This window comes from Kitasatospora sp. NPDC051170, assembly GCF_044455705.1.
Taxonomy (GTDB): Bacteria; Actinomycetota; Actinomycetes; order Streptomycetales; family Streptomycetaceae; genus Kitasatospora.
Map to the genome: position 1 here is coordinate 236,677 of NZ_JBITFA010000010.1, position 16,706 is coordinate 253,382.

General features: G+C 71.9%; 15 protein-coding genes and 2 tRNA genes. 13 read left to right on the forward strand and 4 right to left on the reverse strand.

Going from position 1 to position 16,706, the window contains the following annotated elements:
- Positions 1–87 precede the first annotated feature (87 nt).
- Positions 88–501, reverse strand: coding sequence for an SsgA family sporulation/cell division regulator (locus ACIBCA_RS22170; RefSeq protein ID WP_030056266.1), 414 nt, complete (start codon positions 499–501; stop codon positions 88–90).
- A gap of 369 nt (positions 502–870) precedes the next feature.
- Between ACIBCA_RS22170 and ACIBCA_RS22175 the strand changes: the two genes are divergently transcribed.
- Together ACIBCA_RS22175 and ACIBCA_RS22180 are read left to right on the forward strand one after the other, a co-directional pair.
- Positions 871–942, forward strand: a tRNA-Val gene (locus ACIBCA_RS22175).
- Between the two features lie 221 nt (positions 943–1,163).
- Positions 1,164–1,235, forward strand: a tRNA-Val gene (locus ACIBCA_RS22180).
- 77 nt (positions 1,236–1,312) lie between these two features.
- Here the strand turns inward: ACIBCA_RS22180 and ACIBCA_RS22185 are convergent.
- The gene (locus ACIBCA_RS22185) at positions 1,313–2,080 is read right to left on the reverse strand and encodes an exonuclease domain-containing protein (protein ID WP_396284659.1); all 768 of its coding nucleotides are present in this window, start codon (positions 2,078–2,080) and stop codon (positions 1,313–1,315) included.
- A 149-nt stretch (positions 2,081–2,229) separates the two neighbouring features.
- Here ACIBCA_RS22185 and ACIBCA_RS22190 point away from each other — a divergent pair, with 149 nt between their 5' ends.
- The 4 genes from ACIBCA_RS22190 (at position 2,230) to ACIBCA_RS22205 (ending at position 6,712) form a co-directional block, all read left to right on the forward strand.
- Entirely contained in the window at positions 2,230–2,787 is a 558-nt protein-coding gene (locus ACIBCA_RS22190; RefSeq protein WP_396284660.1) for a DUF4365 domain-containing protein, read from the forward strand.
- 32 nt (positions 2,788–2,819) lie between these two features.
- Positions 2,820–3,986, forward strand: a complete 1,167-nt coding sequence (locus tag ACIBCA_RS22195) for a hypothetical protein (protein ID WP_396284661.1) — start codon at positions 2,820–2,822, stop codon at positions 3,984–3,986.
- Between the two features lie 104 nt (positions 3,987–4,090).
- Positions 4,091–6,070: a threonine--tRNA ligase gene (thrS, locus tag ACIBCA_RS22200; protein ID WP_396284662.1), complete on the forward strand. Its 1,980-nt coding sequence runs from the start codon at positions 4,091–4,093 to the stop codon at positions 6,068–6,070.
- 81 nt (positions 6,071–6,151) lie between these two features.
- Positions 6,152–6,712: an HIT domain-containing protein gene (locus tag ACIBCA_RS22205; protein ID WP_031078671.1), complete on the forward strand. Its 561-nt coding sequence runs from the start codon at positions 6,152–6,154 to the stop codon at positions 6,710–6,712.
- A gap of 58 nt (positions 6,713–6,770) precedes the next feature.
- On the opposite strand, the gene ACIBCA_RS22210 is transcribed toward ACIBCA_RS22205, so the two are convergent.
- The gene (locus ACIBCA_RS22210; RefSeq protein WP_396284663.1) at positions 6,771–8,417 is read right to left on the reverse strand and encodes a hypothetical protein; all 1,647 of its coding nucleotides are present in this window, start codon (positions 8,415–8,417) and stop codon (positions 6,771–6,773) included.
- Between the two features lie 224 nt (positions 8,418–8,641).
- On the opposite strand from ACIBCA_RS22210, the gene ACIBCA_RS22215 reads away from it, so the two are divergent.
- On the forward strand, positions 8,642–9,097 hold the full coding sequence (locus tag ACIBCA_RS22215) for a thiol-disulfide oxidoreductase DCC family protein (RefSeq protein WP_396284664.1): 456 nt from the start codon (positions 8,642–8,644) through the stop codon (positions 9,095–9,097).
- A 58-nt stretch (positions 9,098–9,155) separates the two neighbouring features.
- Here the strand turns inward: ACIBCA_RS22215 and ACIBCA_RS22220 are convergent, their stop codons facing one another.
- Positions 9,156–11,204, reverse strand: coding sequence for an elongation factor G-like protein EF-G2 (locus ACIBCA_RS22220; RefSeq protein ID WP_396284665.1), 2,049 nt, complete (start codon positions 11,202–11,204; stop codon positions 9,156–9,158).
- Between the two features lie 232 nt (positions 11,205–11,436).
- On the opposite strand from ACIBCA_RS22220, the gene pgsA reads away from it, so the two are divergent.
- The 6 genes from pgsA to pdxS all read left to right on the forward strand — a co-directional run bounded on the left by pgsA (position 11,437) and on the right by pdxS (position 16,491).
- Positions 11,437–12,084 carry a phosphatidylinositol phosphate synthase gene (gene pgsA, locus ACIBCA_RS22225; RefSeq protein ID WP_396284666.1) on the forward strand — a complete coding sequence of 216 codons (648 nt, stop codon included), beginning with the start codon at positions 11,437–11,439 and terminating at the stop codon, positions 12,082–12,084.
- A 16-nt stretch (positions 12,085–12,100) separates the two neighbouring features.
- On the forward strand, positions 12,101–13,057 hold the full coding sequence (locus ACIBCA_RS22230; RefSeq protein ID WP_396284667.1) for a phosphatidylinositol mannoside acyltransferase: 957 nt from the start codon (positions 12,101–12,103) through the stop codon (positions 13,055–13,057).
- 88 nt (positions 13,058–13,145) lie between these two features.
- The gene (locus tag ACIBCA_RS22235) at positions 13,146–14,330 is read left to right on the forward strand and encodes a glycosyltransferase family 4 protein (RefSeq protein ID WP_396284668.1); all 1,185 of its coding nucleotides are present in this window, start codon (positions 13,146–13,148) and stop codon (positions 14,328–14,330) included.
- Positions 14,331–14,506: 176 nt separating this feature from the next.
- Positions 14,507–14,875 carry a 5-carboxymethyl-2-hydroxymuconate Delta-isomerase gene (locus ACIBCA_RS22240; protein ID WP_396284669.1) on the forward strand — a complete coding sequence of 123 codons (369 nt, stop codon included), beginning with the start codon at positions 14,507–14,509 and terminating at the stop codon, positions 14,873–14,875.
- 74 nt (positions 14,876–14,949) lie between these two features.
- Positions 14,950–15,450 (forward strand): hypothetical protein, encoded by a 501-nt coding sequence (locus ACIBCA_RS22245; RefSeq protein ID WP_396284744.1) that lies wholly within the window; start codon positions 14,950–14,952, stop codon positions 15,448–15,450.
- A gap of 129 nt (positions 15,451–15,579) precedes the next feature.
- The gene (gene pdxS / locus ACIBCA_RS22250) at positions 15,580–16,491 is read left to right on the forward strand and encodes a pyridoxal 5'-phosphate synthase lyase subunit PdxS (protein ID WP_396284670.1); all 912 of its coding nucleotides are present in this window, start codon (positions 15,580–15,582) and stop codon (positions 16,489–16,491) included.
- Positions 16,492–16,706: the final 215 nt, after the last annotated feature.

Consider the following 16,706-nt stretch of genomic DNA (forward strand, 5'->3'; position numbering starts at 1 on the left):
CGCTGCCGTGCCCCCGAGTAGGACGGCAGTGATGGCGGCAGGGAGTGCGCCCCGCCGACAGCGGGGCAGACCGCCCTCCGGTCGGAATCAGCTTTCGGCGAGGATGTGGGACAGCTCCCGGTCGAGGTCGAAGTGGCGGTGTTCGGTGCCGGGGGGCACCGCGGCGTCCGTCCGCTTGAGGAAGGACTCAAGCGCCCGCGCCGGGGCCTCCAGCAAGGCTTCTCCTTCCGGAGAGCTCAGCGCGATGCAGACCACCCCTTGCCCGTGGCTGCGCGACGGCCACACCCGGACGTCGCCGGTACCGGTGGGTCGGTGCAGCCCCTCCGCGAGGAGATCTCGGGCGAACACCCACTCCACGGTCTCGTCGGCGCCCGTGTGGAACGTGGCGTGCACGGCATAGGGGTCGGCGGTGTCGTAGCGCAGGCCCGCGGGGACGGGCAGTGAGGACTCGCTGGACACGATGAGGCGCAGGTGCAGCTCGCAGCTGACCGTGGTGTTCATAAGCGCCATGGCCTTTCGCTCAGTGTGCGCTCGGGGAATCGCACGTCGGCGAACGGACCATCCCACCCCCAAGACCGATGTAAACCCCTCTGTCCCGATTCGGGCGCGAGTCGTACCCCTTACGGCGCATTGCGGAATCGCCCCGCGGCGCGAGGGCCGGGCATTAGCGGGACGCTTCTCGGTACGTTTCCCGGTACGACTGTGCGAAACGACAAGACGGCCGGGAACACGAGATCGGGTGACACCGCAGGGCCGGACGGCGCGCCTCCGGACGTCGGGCGGCCCCGTGGGCGGGCCCCGCGCCGGGGCCGCCGGCCCCCGGGGTGGTCGGACCACCCCTCGGGATGCGGTAATGTTTTCCCTGCACCCGGGCGATTAGCTCAGCGGGAGAGCACTTCGTTCACACCGAAGGGGTCACTGGTTCGATCCCAGTATCGCCCACCGGAATGCATTGTGATATGTGAGGCCCAGTCGATTATCGGCTGGGCCTCACGTGTATTTCCGGGAATCCCCCGGAGATCGCCGGGAGATCACCCGTTAATCAGGCTGAGGATCAGTCAGCAACCCGGCGGAGCGCGAGTTCTGCGGAAGCGTCGGCCGTCCCCGGAAGGGACGAGTTGTACGACCGGCTCGCAATGGTGCTACAGTTCTTCTCGTTGCCCGGGCGATTAGCTCAGCGGGAGAGCACTTCGTTCACACCGAAGGGGTCACTGGTTCGATCCCAGTATCGCCCACCGGACAGCACGCGGGCCCTGATCCGAAAAGGATCAGGGCCCGCTGCACGTCCCGGGCCGACCGGTCGCAACGCCGCCTACGCCGCCGCCTCGCAACCGTGCTCCGGCTCCATCCGGCGGCCGCAGCCGCACCGCGCCGGCCGCAACGGCCAGGACAGGTCCACCCGCTCCGGCGTCCCCGACCGGTCGAACCACCGCTGCAACCCCCGCGCCTGCGCCGCGTGCCACACCGCCTGCCGCAGATGCAGCTCCGCCGCCGACAACCCGCCCAGCGCCGCCGGATAGCGGGCGCCTATCCGCCGCGTCAGCGTCAGCGCCGCCGTCGCGTCCGCCGCCGCGTCATGAGCACCGGTCAGCTCCACCTCGTAGTGCGCACACAGGTCCGTCAACGTCCGACGGCCCTTGCGGTAGCGGTCCACGTGCTTGTCCAGCACCCGTGGATCGAGTATCACCAGCGGCGCCGGCCCCAGGGCCTCCGCCAGCGTCACCCCGAGATGACGGCGCAACTCCCGGTCCAGCAGCGTCAGATCGTACGGCGCGTTCATCACCACCACCGGACGCCCCGACCGCGCCTGCGCCGCCAGCGCCCGCGCGACCTCGGCCACCACCGAACGGGCCGGGCGGCCGTGCGCCCGCACCCGCTCGTCGCTGATGCCGTGCACCGCACGGGCGCCGTCGGGGATCGGCACGCCCGGATCGGCGAGCCAGGTGGTGCCCTGCACCGATGCACCCGGGGCGAGTTGGACGACCAGGGCGGCCGAGACGATCCGATCGGACTCCACGTCCACGCCGGTGGTCTCGGTGTCGAAGGAGGCGAGTGGGCCGGTGTACCAGATCTGCTGCATGACTGCCCCTCAGGCGAGCGTTCCGCGCCCGGTTGATACCCGCTTCTGACACCCGTTCAACCGTTTGGCCCAGGCCCGACCGGGGATCCTCACGGAGGGTGTCCCGCCCGAGCCCGGGCGGGCCCGGAGCCGGGGGAGGCCACGGGGCCATGGCACTGACCCAGCCGCAGCCCGAAGGGGCGGCGGCGGACGCACACCGAGGAAACCTGGCCGTCACCGCCTGCATGGAGACCCTGCAGGTCGGCTACCTGCACGCCGTCGCCGCCGCGGCCGGCTGCTCGCTCTCCCAGCCCTTCCCGGACAACGGCATCGACTGGCACGTCAGCCACGGCTCCCGCGACCACGAGGTCGACGACGAGGTCACCGTCAAGATCCAGCTCAAGGCCACCCAGCAGATCGCCGCCCCACCGCCCGGGCCCCACTTCAGCTTCACCCTCGACAACGAGCACCTGCGCAAACTCGCCCGCACCCGCGTCGCCGTCCCCCGCCTCCTGGTCGTCATGCTGCTCCCCAGCCGCGTCGACCAGTGGCTCGACGCCCGGCCCGACGCACTGGAACTGAGGCACTGCTGCTACTGGACCAACCTCGCCGGCCACCCCGTCACCGGCCGCCGGCGCACCAACGTCCGGGTCCCCACCGACCAGGTCTTCGACGACCGCGCGCTCTGCGACATCATGGCCCGGGTCGGCGCGGGCGGAAGCCCGTGACCGCCCGGCCCCGGCAGCGAGGAATCACCCCCATGACTGCGCCGCACGGACCGGGCGAGACCGCCCGCCCCCTGCCCGACCCGGCCACCGTCGACCCCGCGGTGCTCGCCACCCTGCTCGCCCGGTACGGCTGGATCCGCCGCGGAGGCCCCGCCGCCCGCTACGGCCGCTGGACCCCGCCCGACCAGGAACCGGGCACCAGCCTCCTCGTCCCCGCCGCAGACGGCTTCGACGACGCCGTCGAACTCCTCACCGACGCCGTCACCACCCTCTCCCGCTCCCGCACCCCCTCCGCCCGCTCCATCCTCCTCGCCCTCGCCCTCCCCGGCGACGAACTGCGCTGGCACCGCGACCTGCCCGGCCCCGCCGAGGCCACCGGCTGGGACGACGCCGAACGCCTCCAGCGGGCCGCCCGCACCATGCTCGCCGCCGCAGCCAAGGCCGGCCGCACCCGCGCCGCCTACTTCGGCGCCCGGCTCGACGGACCCGCCGGCGAGTACCTCGACCGCGTCCTCGTCGTCGAACAGGGCCCCGCCCTCACCGCCTACACCCCCGCCCCCGAGGGCCGCACCGCCGTCACCACCCTCGTCCGCGCCCTCGAGGCGCTGCGCGACGCCGTCGACTACCGCCGGGTCAGCGGGGGACTCGACGCCTTCGAGAACGCCGTCCAGGCCGGCGTCAGCCGGGAACTCGTCCAGTCCGTCGAGGAACTCGTCCGCGGCACCACCGGCGCCCGGCTCACCGTCGCCTGGTCCGCCGCCACCGGGACACCCGGCGGCTTCGGCGACCGCCGCATCGTCCTCGACTTCTCACCCGGCGACCTGCCCGCCCTCGCCGAGGCGTCCGACCTCCTGGAGAGCCTCGAACCCGCCGTACCCGTCACCGTCACGGGCCTCGTCGTCCGCCTCAAGCGCGCCGACCCCGCCGGGCCCGGCTCCGTACGGCTGCGGGTGCTCTCCGGCGCCGACGTCCGCGAACTCAAGATCCGCCTGCCCGACCCCGACTACCGGCTCGCCGCCGAGGCCCACCTCGCCGGCCTGCCCGTCCGCCTCTCCGGCCGCCTCGAACCCCACGGCGGCTTCCGCCGGCTCGGCCGGCCCCACGGACTCGAACCGTGCGGGTGGGAGGAGGGCGGCTGGGGGGAAGGCGACCGCGAACAGCTGCTCAAGGGTCTCCAGGAAGGAACGGAGGAGACGTAGCGGAGGTGTAGGGGACGCAGGTGCGCAGCGCAGGCGGTGCTCTCGGTACCATCGTCACGCGCAGCGCTGTGCTGCGTCTCGATCCAGCACGTCAGGAGAGACCGGTGACGGACGTCCGGGTAATCATCAGCCGCGAACCCGATCGGGAAGAGCGCGTGGTGACGACGGGCACTACGGCCGCCGACCTCTTCGCCGACGACCGCTCGATCATCGCCGCCCGCGTCGCCGGCCAGCTCAAGGACCTCGCCTACGCCGTCCAGGACGGCGACGAGGTCGAGCCCGTCGAGATCGGCAGCAAGGACGGCCTCGACATCCTGCGCCACTCCACCGCGCACGTCATGGCCCAGGCCGTCCAGCAGCTCTACCCCGAGGCCAAGCTCGGCATCGGCCCGCCGGTCAAGGACGGCTTCTACTACGACTTCGACGTCGAGAAGCCCTTCCACCCCGATGACCTCAAGGCCATCGAGAAGCGCATGCAGGAGATCATCAAGCGCGGGCAGAAGTTCTCCCGCCGCGTGGTCACCGACGAGGCCGCCGCCGAGGAACTCGCCGCCGAGCCGTACAAGCTCGAGCTGATCGGCCTCAAGGGCTCCGCCGCCACCGCCGGCGAAGGCGCCGACGTCGAGGTCGGCGGCGCCGAGCTCACCATCTACGACAACCTGGACGCCAAGACCGGCGAGCAGTGCTGGGGCGACCTCTGCCGAGGCCCCCACCTGCCCAGCACCCGGCACATCCCGGCGTTCAAGCTCATGCGCAACGCGTCCGCCTACTGGCGCGGCAGCGAGAAGAACCCGCAGTTGCAGCGCATCTACGGCACCGCCTGGCCCAGCAAGGACGAGCTCAAGGCCCACCTGGACTTCCTCGTCGAGGCCGAGAAGCGCGACCACCGCAAGCTCGGCAACGAGCTCGACCTCTTCTCCATCCCCGAGGAGATCGGCTCCGGCCTCGCCGTCTTCCACCCCAAGGGCGGCATCATCCGCCGCGCCATGGAGGACTACTCGCGCAAGCGGCACGAGGAAGAGGGCTACGAGTTCGTCTACACCCCGCACGCCACCAAGGGGAAGCTCTTCGAGAAGAGCGGCCACCTCGACTGGTACGCGGACGGTATGTACCCGCCCATGCAGCTCGACGAGGGCGTGGACTACTACCTCAAGCCGATGAACTGCCCGATGCACAACCTGATCTTCGACGCGCGCGGCCGCTCGTACCGTGAACTGCCGCTGCGCCTCTTCGAGTTCGGGACGGTGTACCGGTACGAGAAGTCGGGCGTCGTGCACGGCCTGACCCGTGCGCGTGGCTTCACGCAGGACGACGCGCACATCTACTGCACCCGCGAGCAGATGGCGGAGGAGCTCGACTCCACGCTGACCTTCGTGCTCAACCTCCTTCGGGACTACGGTCTGACGGACTTCTACCTGGAGCTGTCGACCAAGGACCCGGAGAAGTTCGTCGGCTCGGATGAGGCGTGGGAGGAGGCCACCCGCGTTCTGGCGGCGGTGGCCGAGAAGCAGGGTCTGCCGCTGGTGCCGGACCCGGGTGGCGCGGCCTTCTACGGGCCGAAGATCTCGGTGCAGGCGCGGGACGCCATCGGCCGGACCTGGCAGATGAGCACCATCCAGCTCGACTTCAACCTGCCCGAGCGTTTCGATCTTGAGTACACCGCTGCGGACGGCTCGCGTCAGCGGCCGGTCATGATCCACCGGGCGCTGTTCGGCAGCATCGAGCGCTTCTTCGCGGTGCTGCTGGAGCACTACGCCGGTGCCATGCCGCCGTGGCTGGCCCCGGTCACCGTGACCGGCATCCCGATCACCGACGAGCACGTGCCGTACCTGCTGGAGGTCGCGGCCGAGCTCAAGAAGCAGGGGATCCGGGTCGAGGTGGACACCTCGGACGACCGGATGCAGAAGAAGATCAGGAACGCACAGAAGACCAAGGTGCCGTTCATGATCATCGCTGGCAATGACGATGTCGAGGCCGGCGCCGTGTCGTTCCGCTACCGCAACGGTGAGCAGAAGAACGGCGTTCCGGTGGCGGACGCGGTGCAGGAGATCGTCGAGGCCGTGAAGAACCGCGTGCAGGTGTGACGCGGTAGTCGGACGATCACGTGCGGGGCAGGCTCTTGATGAGTCTGCCCCGCAGGGCTTTGCGAGCCCGGTCGGGCGAATATGCTGATCAGCATGACGACTGAGCCGGAACTGCAGCGGGGCGTCGGGGAGCCGGACGGCTTCCGCCGCCTGTGGACGCCCCATCGGATGGCGTACATCCAGGGTGAGAACAAGCCCACCGGCCCGGCTCCGGACGACGGTTGCCCGTTCTGCTCGATCCCGTCGCTGAGCGACGAGGACGGGCTGGTCGTCGCGCGCGGGTCCTCGGTGTTCGCGGTGCTGAACCTGTACCCGTACAACGGCGGGCACCTGATGGTGGTCCCGTACCGGCACGTCGCGGACTACACGGAGCTGGACGCCGCCGAGACGGCGGAGCTGGCCGACTTCACCAAGAAGGCGATGACCGCGCTGCGTGCGGCCTCCGGGGCGCACGGGTTCAACATCGGGATGAACCAGGGCGCGGCGGCGGGGGCCGGGATCGCGGCGCACCTGCACCAGCACGTGGTGCCGCGCTGGGGCGGGGACACCAACTTCATGCCGGTGGTCGGCCACACCAAGGTGCTGCCGCAGCTGCTGGCGGACACCCGCAAGATGCTGGCCGAGGTCTGGCCGCAGGGCTGAGACGTGACAAGAGGGGCCCGCCACCGGGGAATTCGGTGGCGGGCCCCTCTTGTACGCCCTAGTTCGCGTTGTAGACGTCGGCCTCGTAGGGGCGGGTGCCCTGGGCCTCGGACTTGATGATCGAGGTGCGGGTCTTGAAGAAGCGGTCCGCGTCGAGGTCGTGCTCCTCGAGGAACTCGAGGGTGGCCGCGTGGACGGCGTTGAGCACGGGGACGGAGGCGTTGGTCGCGTTGTCGATCATCGTGCGGCTGTCCCAGGCCCGGCCGACCCAGGCGTGGCGCAGGCCGAAGGGCTCGGGCAGGTCGAGGCCGCCGCCGAGCCAGCGGAGGAGGCCGGGGATCTTGTGGAAGGGGGCGCGGACGGCCTGGCGGACGACCTCGTCGTTGTCGATCAGGGGGAGCTTGACCGTGCGTTCCTCCCAGAACTTCACGGTCTTGGGGATCTTCTTCTCCTTGTCCTTCGGCTTGTCGAAGAACACGCCCTTGACCGGGCCGAGCGCGTAGCCGGCGACGGAGATGGTGAGGACGTTGGCGAGGAGGGTGACGGTGACGGTGAAGGTGAGGACCAACTTGCCGTCGTGGGTGATGAACTGGGTGGCGATGTAGTGCCGGGGGCCGCCGGGGAAGGTCTGCTTGTCGGCGATGCTCTGGACGGCGAAGTCGCGCATCCGCTCGCCGTCCATGTCGGCGCTGCCGGGGCGGCTGATCTCGTCGGCGCCGTCGCTGATGTCGTAGACGACCCACTGCTTGATGGCGACGTTGGGGATGCCGCTGTTGGCGACGTGGCTGACGCCGAGGCCCTTGAGGTGGGTGGAGATGCGGCGGACGAGGTCCCAGGGGTGGAAGGCGCGGAAGTCGACGTGGCCCTCGGCGGGGTGGAGGGTGTCGGCGAGGCGCCATTCGCCCCAGCGGCGGCCGGCCCCGAGGATGCCCTTGGGGACGGCGTAGTGCTGGATGTTGGTCTCCTGCTCGGCCTCGAGGCGGCCGAGGCTGTCGCGCAGTTCGTTGGCCTTCTTGTCGAGGTCGTCGCGGGGGACGGCCTTGGCCACGGTGGCGGCGACGGCACTGCCTCCGACGAGGTCCTCCCAGCGCCTGCGCAGGTCGACGGCGGAGCGGTCGACGATGCGGCGGGCGAGGTACCAGCCGATGACGGGCGCGAGCATGGTGATGCGCAGGTAGAACCCGAGGAGGCCGTCGGCCGGGGGGCGCAGCGCGAGGACGACGGCGAGGAGTGCGGCGGCGATGAGGGCGAAGGCGCCGTAGGTGTCGGCGCCGCGCCGGCTGTCGCGCTTGAGCCAGGCGCGCAGTTGGAAGGCGCCGAGCCAGACGAGGGTGCCGGGGAGGAAGAGCAGGGCGGTGAGGACGGTGACGCCGCTGAGTTTCCGGTCGCGGGCGTGGCGCAGTTCCTCGGCCGCGAGGCAGTGTTCGACGATCTGGCGGGTGTCGACGCCGAAGGCGGGGACGAGGGGTTTGCGGCCGCCGCCGATGGTGCGGGCGATGAGGGCCTTGCTGAACGCCTCGCCGACGTTGGGGCGGAAGAGGGCGAAGCGGCCCTTCTTGGCGGTGCCCGAGGCCAGGGCGTCGACGAAGCCGGTGACCTCGCCGTCGCGGTAGGCGGCGGAGGCGAGTGCCAGGCTGACGGCGGTCTGCGGGCCGGTGTCCGTCCGGGGTATCTGCGCACCCGGGGTCATGTCGAGTGTGGTCACGGTGGCGTCCCCTCCTCCCCTTGTCAGCGGCAGGTTACCGTGCCGTGGCACCGGTGCGCCGATGATCGTCTGAAGTGCCGTCAGTGCTGGCTGGATCGGGCCCGGGGCCGGCGGGCCCGAGGGGCATGATGCCCAGGTTCCGGGGGTTCGATACCCGGTGGGCCCGCTGGGCGCGGTGGTGTGGGGGTGGAGGAGGATGGGGGTGTCAGGCGTGGTGGAGACAGGTGGAGACAGGGGAGGCCGTGGTGAAGGATCCGGTGCTGGTTTTCGACGGGGACTGCGCGTTCTGTTCGTCCTGTGTGCGGTGGGGTGAGCGGTATCTGCGGCAGACGCTGGCCTCGGGGGGCTGGGAGGCGGTGCCGTTCCAGTTCGCGGATCTGGCGGAGCTGGACGCGCTGGCGGGTGGCCGGGGGGAGGTGTCGGCGGAGCGGGCCGGGCGCGAGGTGCTGTGGGTGACGCCTTCGGGTGCGGTGTACGGGGGTGCGCAGGCGGTGGCGCGGCTGTTGATGCGTACGGGCGGGGCGTGGGCGTACCTGGGGGCGGTGGCGGCGTTGGCGCCGGTGCGGCCGGTGGCGGCGGTGGTGTACCGCTGGGTGGCGCGGAACCGGCACCGGATGCCGGGGGGTACGGCGGCGTGTGCGCTGCCGCCGCGCAAGCCCCAGTCCGTCCAGTCCGTTTAGCCGTCCAGTCCGGCCAGACTGTTTAGGCCGCACAGCCCGTTGAGGCCGTACAGCCCGGTCAGTCGGTGTAGCGCTCGGCGAGGGCGGCGGGCATGGGTTCGTGGCGCAGGTGGGCGCGGGAGAACTCGGCGGTGCCGTGGGTGAGTGAGCGCAGGTCGACGGGGTAGCGGGCGAGTTCGAGTTCGGGGACCTCGGCGCGCAGCAGGGTGAGGGCGGGGCCGCCGGTCTCGGTGCCGAGGACGCGGCCCCGGCGGGCGGAGAGGTCGCCGAGGACGGCGCCGAGGTAGTCGTCGGGCAGGAGGACGGTGACGGCGGCGACGGGTTCGAGCAGGCGGATGACGGCGTGCCCGGCGGCGTCGCGCAGGGCGAGGGCGGCGGCGGTCTGGAAGGCGCTGTCGGAGGAGTCGACGGAGTGCGCCTTGCCGTCGGTGAGGGTGACGCGGACGTCGACGAGGGGGTGGCCGGTGGCGACGCCCTTGGCGAGTTGGGCGCGGATGCCCTTCTCGACGGAGGGGATGAAGTGCTTGGGGACGGCGCCGCCGACGACGCTCTCCTGGAACTCGAATCCGGAGCCGGCGGGGAGGGGTTCGACCTCGAGTTCGCAGATGGCGTACTGGCCGTGGCCGCCGGACTGTTTGACGAGGCGGCCGTGGCCGGCGGCGGCGGTGCCGAAGGTCTCGCGCAGGGCGACCTTGGGTTCGACGGTGTCGACGTGGACGCCGTGGCGGGTGCGCAGGCGGTCGAGGACGACGTCGGCGTGGGCTTCGCCGGTGCACCAGAGGACGAGCTGGTGGGTGTCGGGGTTCTGTTCGACGCGCAGGGCGGGGTCTTCGGCGGCGAGGCGGGTGAGGGCCTGGGAGAGCTTGTCGTCGTCGGCCTTGCTGTGGGCTTCGACGGCGACGGGGAGCAGCGGTTCGGGGAGGGTCCAGCCGTCGAGGTCGACGGGGTGGCCGGGGTCGTGGACGGTGTCGCCGGCGCGGGCGGTGGTGAGTTTGGCGGCGCAGACGAGGTCGCCGGCGACGGCGTGGGGGACGGGCCGCTGGAGCTTGCCGAAGGGGCTGGTGAGGGTGGTGACGCGTTCGTCGCCGTTCTGGCCGGCGGTGTGGGCGGGGCCGCTGAGGTGGATGCGGGTGTCGGGGCGCAGGGTGCCGGCGTAGACGCGCAGGAGGCTGATGCGGCCGACGTAGGCGTCTCCGGTGACGCGGACGACCTGGGCGGCGAGGGGGGCGTCGGGGTCGCAGGCGGGGGCGGGGCGGGTGCGTTCGGTGGGGTCGGGGAAGGTGTGGGCGATGAGGTCGAGGAGTTCGGCGGCGCCGAGGCCGTTGTCGCTGGTGGGGACGGCGGGGTGGAGGGCGCAGGCGAGGACTTCGCGGCGCAGTCCGGCTTCGAGGGCGTCGGGGTCGAGGGTGTCGCCGGTGAGGTAGCGCTCCATGAGGGTGTCGTCCTGGCCGGAGATGGCTTCGACGAGGCTGTCGTGGGCGGGGCCGGTGTCGGGGGCGGCGGTGGTGTCGCCGTAGGTGTCGCCGGTGATGAGGTCGACGCTGCCGTCGGGGTGTCCGTCGTGGAGGACGGGCAGGAAGAGGGGCCGCAGGGTGTCGGGGCCCAGGTCGAAGGCGTCGTGGCAGAGGTCGAGGATGTCGTCGAAGCCGGCGCGGGCGAGGTCGAGTTTGGCGACGGCGATGGCGCGGGGGATGCCTTGGGCGGCGCATTCGCGCCAGAGGGCGCGGGTGGGGGCGGTGACGGGGTCGGTGGCGGAGACGACGAAGACGGCGGCGTCGGCGGCGTGGAGGGCGGCGCGCAGGTCGGCGGTGAAGTCGGGGTGGCCGGGCGGGTCGATCAGGTTGATCTTGACGCCCTTCCATTCGAGGGGGAGCAGGGAGAGCTGGACGGAGCGCTGCTGCTGGTGCTCGATGTCCTCGTGGTCGGAGACGGTGGTGCCGTCGGCGACGCGGCCGGGGCGGCCGGTGGCTCCGGCGGCGAGGGCGAGGGATTCGGCGAGGGTGGTCTTGCCCACACCGCTCGCTCCGACGAGGGCGACGTTGCGCAGGTCCTTCGGACCGGTGACGGCGGGTGCCTGGCCGGATCGTGCCGTGCTGCGGTCGGGCATCGGGGTCTCCTCCCGTGGCGCCGAGGCTGTCCTTTCGCAGTGTAGGGGCGGTCCTCGTGGGGACGCTCGGGGACGGCGGGCCGTGGCCGGTGTGCCGTGCGGCGGTGCGTGCGACGGAGGGTGTCCCGGGCGTGGCTACGATGGGTGGGCCGGTCGGGCTGATCCGTCCGGCCGTCTGCCGCGTGTCCTGCGCCAGGCGGGTACCAGGAAGATCGGAGCGGCTGGGAAGGCCATGCTCAACAAATACGCGCGTGCCTTCTTCACACGTGTCCTGACCCCGTTCGCCGCGTTCCTGATCCGCCTGGGTGTGAGCCCGGACGCCGTGACGCTGATCGGTACGGCCGGTTCGGTGGCCGGTGCGCTGGTGTTCTTCCCGCGCGGGGAGTTCTTCTGGGGCACGATCACGATCACGCTCTTCATCTTCTCGGACCTGGTGGACGGGAACATGGCCCGCCAGCTGGGCCGGACCTCGAAGTGGGGGGCCTTCCTGGACTCCACGCTGGACCGGGTCGCCGATGCGGCGATCTTCGGCGGGATCGCGATGTGGTACGCGGGCAGGGGTGACGACGACCTGCTGTGCGCGGTGGCGATCTTCTGCCTGGCGAGCGGTCTGATCGTCTCGTACACCAAGGCGCGGGCGCAGAGCCAGGGGCTGCCGTGCGACGTGTCGGGGCTGGTGGAGCGGGCCGAGCGGCTGGTGATCAGCCTGGTGGCGGCCGGGATCGCGGGTCTGCACACCTTCGGGGTGTCGTACGTGGAGTGGCTGCTGCCGGCGGCGCTGTGGCTGGTCGCGGCGGGCAGTCTGGTGACGGTGGTGCAGCGCATGGTGACGGTGCGCCGTGAGGCGTTCGAGGCCGACCGTGCGGCGGCCGGCAGCTGATGGGGGGAGTCCGGCGGTGACGGACCGACTGGTGTACTGGGCGTACGCGGCGGGCTGGGCGGTGCTGAAGCACCTGCCGGAGTCCTGGGCGCGGGCGCTGTTCGACGTTCTGGCGGACTACGCGTGGCGTCGGCGCGGCAAGCGGGTGCTGCAGCTGGAGGCGAACCTGCGCAGGGTCCGTCCGGGGCTGGACGAGGCCGGGCTGCGGGAGCTGTCCAAGGCCGGGATGCGCTCGTACCTGCGCTACTGGATGGAGTCGTTCCGGCTGCCGGTGTGGAGCCGGGAGCGGGTGGCGAGGGACGTCCAGGTGGACGGCTTCGAGCTGCTCGAGGAGAACCTGAAGAACGGCCGGGGCGCGGTCATAGCGCTGCCGCACATGGCCAACTGGGACCTGGCGGGGACGTGGGTGGCGCAGAAGGGCCACCCGTTCACGACGGTCGCGGAGCGGTTGAAGCCGGAGCGGCTGTTCGACCGGTTCGTGGAGTTCCGGGAGGGCCAGGGCATGGAGGTCCTGGCGCTGACGGGCGGCTCGGTGAACGTGATCGGCACGCTGGCGCGGCGGCTGCGCGCGGGGAAGATGGTCTGCCTGGTGGGGGACCGGGACCTCTCGGAGGCGGGCATCGAGGTGTCGTTCTTCGGCGAGAGGACCCGGATGCCGGCGGGCCCGGCGGCGCTGTGCCAGCGGACGGGGGCGGCGCTGCTGCCGGTGACGCTCTGGTACGACGGGCCGGTGCTGCGCGGGCGCATCCACCCGGAGGTGGTGGAGCCGCAGGTGGGCGACCGCAAGGAGCGGACGCTGGCGATGACGCAGGCGATGGCGGACATCTGGGAGCGGGGGATCGCCGAGCACCCGCAGGACTGGCACATGCTGCAGAAGTTCTGGCTGGCCGATCTGCCCGTCCGCGAGACGGTGGCGGGGAAGGCCGTGCCGGTGCCGGCGGGGGAGCCGGCGGCGGAGGCGACCGGGTCCTGATCCGGCCGCTGTCACCTTTTTCACCGTTCATTTTTCACCTTCACCTTTCACCTTTCACCAGGAACGTCACAGGGAATCCGAGGAGCTCGTGAAGATCGGCATCGTCTGCCCGTACGACTGGGACGTCCCCGGCGGGGTGCAGTTCCACATCCGGGACCTGGCCGAGCACCTGATCGGCCTGGGGCACGAGGTGTCGGTGCTGGCGCCGGCCGAGGACGACGAGGCGCTCCCGCCGTACGTGGTGTCGGCGGGGCGGGCGGTGGCGGTGCCGTACAACGGGTCGGTGGCGCGGCTGAGCTTCGGCATCCTGTCGGCGGCCCGGGTGCGGCGGTGGCTGCACGACGGGCGGTTCGACATCCTGCACGTGCACGAGCCGGCCTCGCCGAGTCTGTCGATACTGGCCGCGTGGTCGGCGACCGGGCCGATGGTGGCGACGTTCCACACCTCGAACCCGCGCTCGCGGGCGATGATCGCGGCCTCGCCGATCCTGCAGCCGGGCCTGGAGAAGATCCGGGCGCGGATCGCGGTGTCGGAGTACGCGCGCCGCACGCTGGTGGAGCACCTGGGCGGGGACGCGGTGGTGATCCCCAACGGCGTGGACGTGGGGTTCTTCGCGGAGGCGGAGCCGGACGAGCGCTGGACGGGCGGTGCGGCGGCCGGGGAGCCGGGCACGATCGGGTTCATCGGGCGGATCAACGAGCCGCGCAAGGGCCTGCCGACGCTGCTGGCGGCGCTGCCGAGGATCCTGGAGCAGCGCCCCGGGGTGCGGCTGCTGGTGGCGGGCAAGGGCGACGAGGAGGAGGCCGTCGCGGGCCTGGCGCCGGAGGTCCGCCGGCAGGTGGAGTTCCTGGGGATGGTGTCGGACCGGGAGAAGGCGCGGCTGCTGCGCAGCGTGGACCTGTACGTGGCGCCGAACACGGGCGGCGAGAGCTTCGGGATCATCCTGGTCGAGGCGATGTCGGCGGGGGCGCCGGTGCTGGCGAGCGATCTGGACGCGTTCAAGCAGGTGCTGGACGGCGGGGACGCGGGGGAGCTGTTCCCGGTGGAGGACGCGGACGCGCTGGCGCGTACGGCGCTGCGGCTGCTGGGGGACCCGGGGCGGCTGGCGGAGCTGAGCAAGGCGGCCTCGCGGCACGTGCGGCGCTTCGACTGGTCGACGGTGGGTGCGGACATCCTGGCGGTGTACGAGACGGTGACGGCCGGGCATGCGGCCGTGGTGGACGAGGACGTGCGCGGCGGTCGGCGCGGCCGCTTCGGGCTGGCCCGCGACTGAGGCGCCGTGACTGAGGCCCGCGACTGAGGCGCGCGACTGAGGGCCCGTGACCGGGGCCCCGTGACCGGGGCCCCGTGACCGGGGCCCCGTGACCGGGGCCCCGTGACCGGATCGCCGCGTCAGGGGGTCTAGGGTCGGGCCGTCCGTACAACGTTCGATCGCATGGGGGCAGTTCGATGCCGCAGATTTCCGTGGAGTACTCGTCGTCGCTGGCCGGGACCTTCGACCGCCGTGGCCTGGGGCTGGCGATCAACCGGCTGGCGGTGGAGGCGATCGACGCGAAGCCGGACGCCTGCAAGACGGTGTTCCGGCAGGTGGAGGCGCTGGTGGTGGGCACCAGCGGGCGGGCCGCGGACGCGCAGGTGTACGTGCAGTTCCAGATCTTCCCGGGGCGGACCCCGGAGGCGAAGGCGGCGCTGAGCGAGGGCGTGATCGAGCTGGTCGCCGCGTTCGTGCGGCCGGAGCCGGGCAGCCGGCTGTTCACGGCGGTGAACGTCGAGGACATCGACCGGGACAGCTACCGGGTGACGTCCGTCGAGGGGTGAGCCGGTGACACCCGGTAACGTAGCGGCCCGTGACTACCTGGATCTGGGCCGGCGTGGCCGTGGTGCTGTTCGGCATGTACCTGAGTTGGACGGCAGGACGGCTGGACCGGCTGCACGCCCGGATCGACGCCGCGCGGGCGGCGCTGGACGCGCAGCTGGTCCGCCGGGCGTCGGTGGCGATGGAGCTGGCGACGTCCTCGCTGTTGGACCCGGCGGCCTCGCTGCTGCTGCTGGACGCGGCGCACGCGGCCCGGCAGGCGGAGGACGAGCACCGCGAGGTGGCGGAGAGTCAGTTGAGCCTGGCGCTGCGGGCGGTGCTGGAGGAGCCTGAGCAGGTGGCGGCGCTGCGGGCGGAGCCGGGCGGGGAGGAAGCGGTTCGTGAGCTGACGGCCACGGTGCGGCGGGTGCCGATGGCCCGTCGCTTCCACAACGACGCGGTGCGGGCGGCGCGAGCGGTGCGCGAGCACCGTCTGGTGAGGTACTTCCGGCTGGCGGGGAGTGCGCCGTTCCCGATGGCGTTCGAGATGGACGACGCCCCGCCGCCCGCCCTCACGCCGGAGGGCGCGCCTGCTTAGGCTGTCCCCCGGATACGGCCCGTTTGTCGCATCCCGTCGTCCGGGCTGGACTTCGTGGCGCATGGTTGGGTCACTCGTTCTGCCTACCATAGGGCGATAGCACTGGTTCATCTTCGAGTGAGGTCTCACGTGTCCACCACCCCCACCACCGCAGACCAGCCGCAGATCGGTACCGCCCGGGTCAAGCGCGGCATGGCCGAGCAGCTCAAGGGCGGTGTGATCATGGACGTGGTCAACGCCGAGCAGGCGAAGATCGCCGAGGACGCCGGCGCGGTGGCCGTCATGGCGCTGGAGCGGGTTCCGGCGGACATCCGCAAGGACGGCGGCGTGGCCCGCATGTCCGACCCGAACATGATCGAGGAGATCATCGGCGCGGTCTCCATCCCGGTGATGGCCAAGTCGCGCATCGGCCACTTCGTCGAGGCCCAGGTGCTGCAGTCGCTCGGCGTCGACTACATCGACGAGTCCGAGGTGCTGACCCCGGCCGACGAGGTCAACCACTCCGACAAGTGGGCGTTCACCACCCCCTTCGTCTGCGGCGCCACCAACCTGGGCGAGGCCCTGCGCCGCATCGCCGAGGGCGCGGCCATGATCCGCTCGAAGGGCGAGGCCGGCACCGGCAACGTCGTCGAGGCGGTGCGCCACCTGCGCCAGATCAAGAACGAGATCGCCAAGCTGCGCGGCTTCGACAACAACGAGCTGTACGCCGCCGCCAAGGAGCTGCGCGCCCCGTACGAGCTGGTCAAGGAGGTCGCCGAGCTCGGCAAGCTGCCGGTCGTGCTGTTCTCCGCCGGTGGCGTGGCCACCCCGGCCGACGCCGCGCTGATGCGCCAGCTGGGCGCCGAGGGCGTCTTCGTCGGCTCGGGCATCTTCAAGTCGGGCGACCCGGCCAAGCGCGCCGCCGCCATCGTGAAGGCCACCACCTTCTTCGACGACCCGAAGATCATCGCCGACGCCTCCCGCAACCTGGGCGAGGCCATGGTCGGCATCAACTGCGACACCCTGCCGGAGACCGAGCGCTACGCCAACCGCGGCTGGTAGTCACCCGTTTCCACCGTCGGGCCGCCCCCCCCCCCCGGGCGCGGCGGGGCCCCCCCCCCCCGGCGGGGGGGGGCCCCCCCCCGGGGGAAACGCGCAAGAGGTGTGTTTTCGGGGGCACGCCCCACGACTGCGGGCGCGCCCCCCCCCCCGCGGGCCCCCGCCCCCCCCCCCGCCGGGGGGGGCGCCCCCCCCCCCCCCCCGCGCCGCCCCCCCCC

What these genes read in the sequence shown, in the direction of transcription:
- ACIBCA_RS22170 (WP_030056266.1), bottom strand. Translation starts at nt 501, where the DNA reads ATGAACACCACGGTCAGCTGCGAGCTGCACCTGCGCCTCATCGTGTCC.
- ACIBCA_RS22185 (WP_396284659.1), bottom strand. Translation starts at nt 2,080, where the DNA reads ATGCAGCAGATCTGGTACACCGGCCCACTCGCCTCCTTCGACACCGAG.
- ACIBCA_RS22190 (WP_396284660.1), top strand. Translation starts at nt 2,230, where the DNA reads ATGGCACTGACCCAGCCGCAGCCCGAAGGGGCGGCGGCGGACGCACAC.
- ACIBCA_RS22195 (WP_396284661.1), top strand. Translation starts at nt 2,820, where the DNA reads ATGACTGCGCCGCACGGACCGGGCGAGACCGCCCGCCCCCTGCCCGAC.
- ACIBCA_RS22205 (WP_031078671.1), top strand. Translation starts at nt 6,152, where the DNA reads ATGCTGATCAGCATGACGACTGAGCCGGAACTGCAGCGGGGCGTCGGG.
- ACIBCA_RS22220 (WP_396284665.1), bottom strand. Translation starts at nt 11,204, where the DNA reads ATGCCCGACCGCAGCACGGCACGATCCGGCCAGGCACCCGCCGTCACC.
- pgsA (WP_396284666.1), top strand. Translation starts at nt 11,437, where the DNA reads ATGCTCAACAAATACGCGCGTGCCTTCTTCACACGTGTCCTGACCCCG.
- ACIBCA_RS22240 (WP_396284669.1), top strand. Translation starts at nt 14,507, where the DNA reads ATGCCGCAGATTTCCGTGGAGTACTCGTCGTCGCTGGCCGGGACCTTC.
- ACIBCA_RS22245 (WP_396284744.1), top strand. Translation starts at nt 14,950, where the DNA reads ATGTACCTGAGTTGGACGGCAGGACGGCTGGACCGGCTGCACGCCCGG.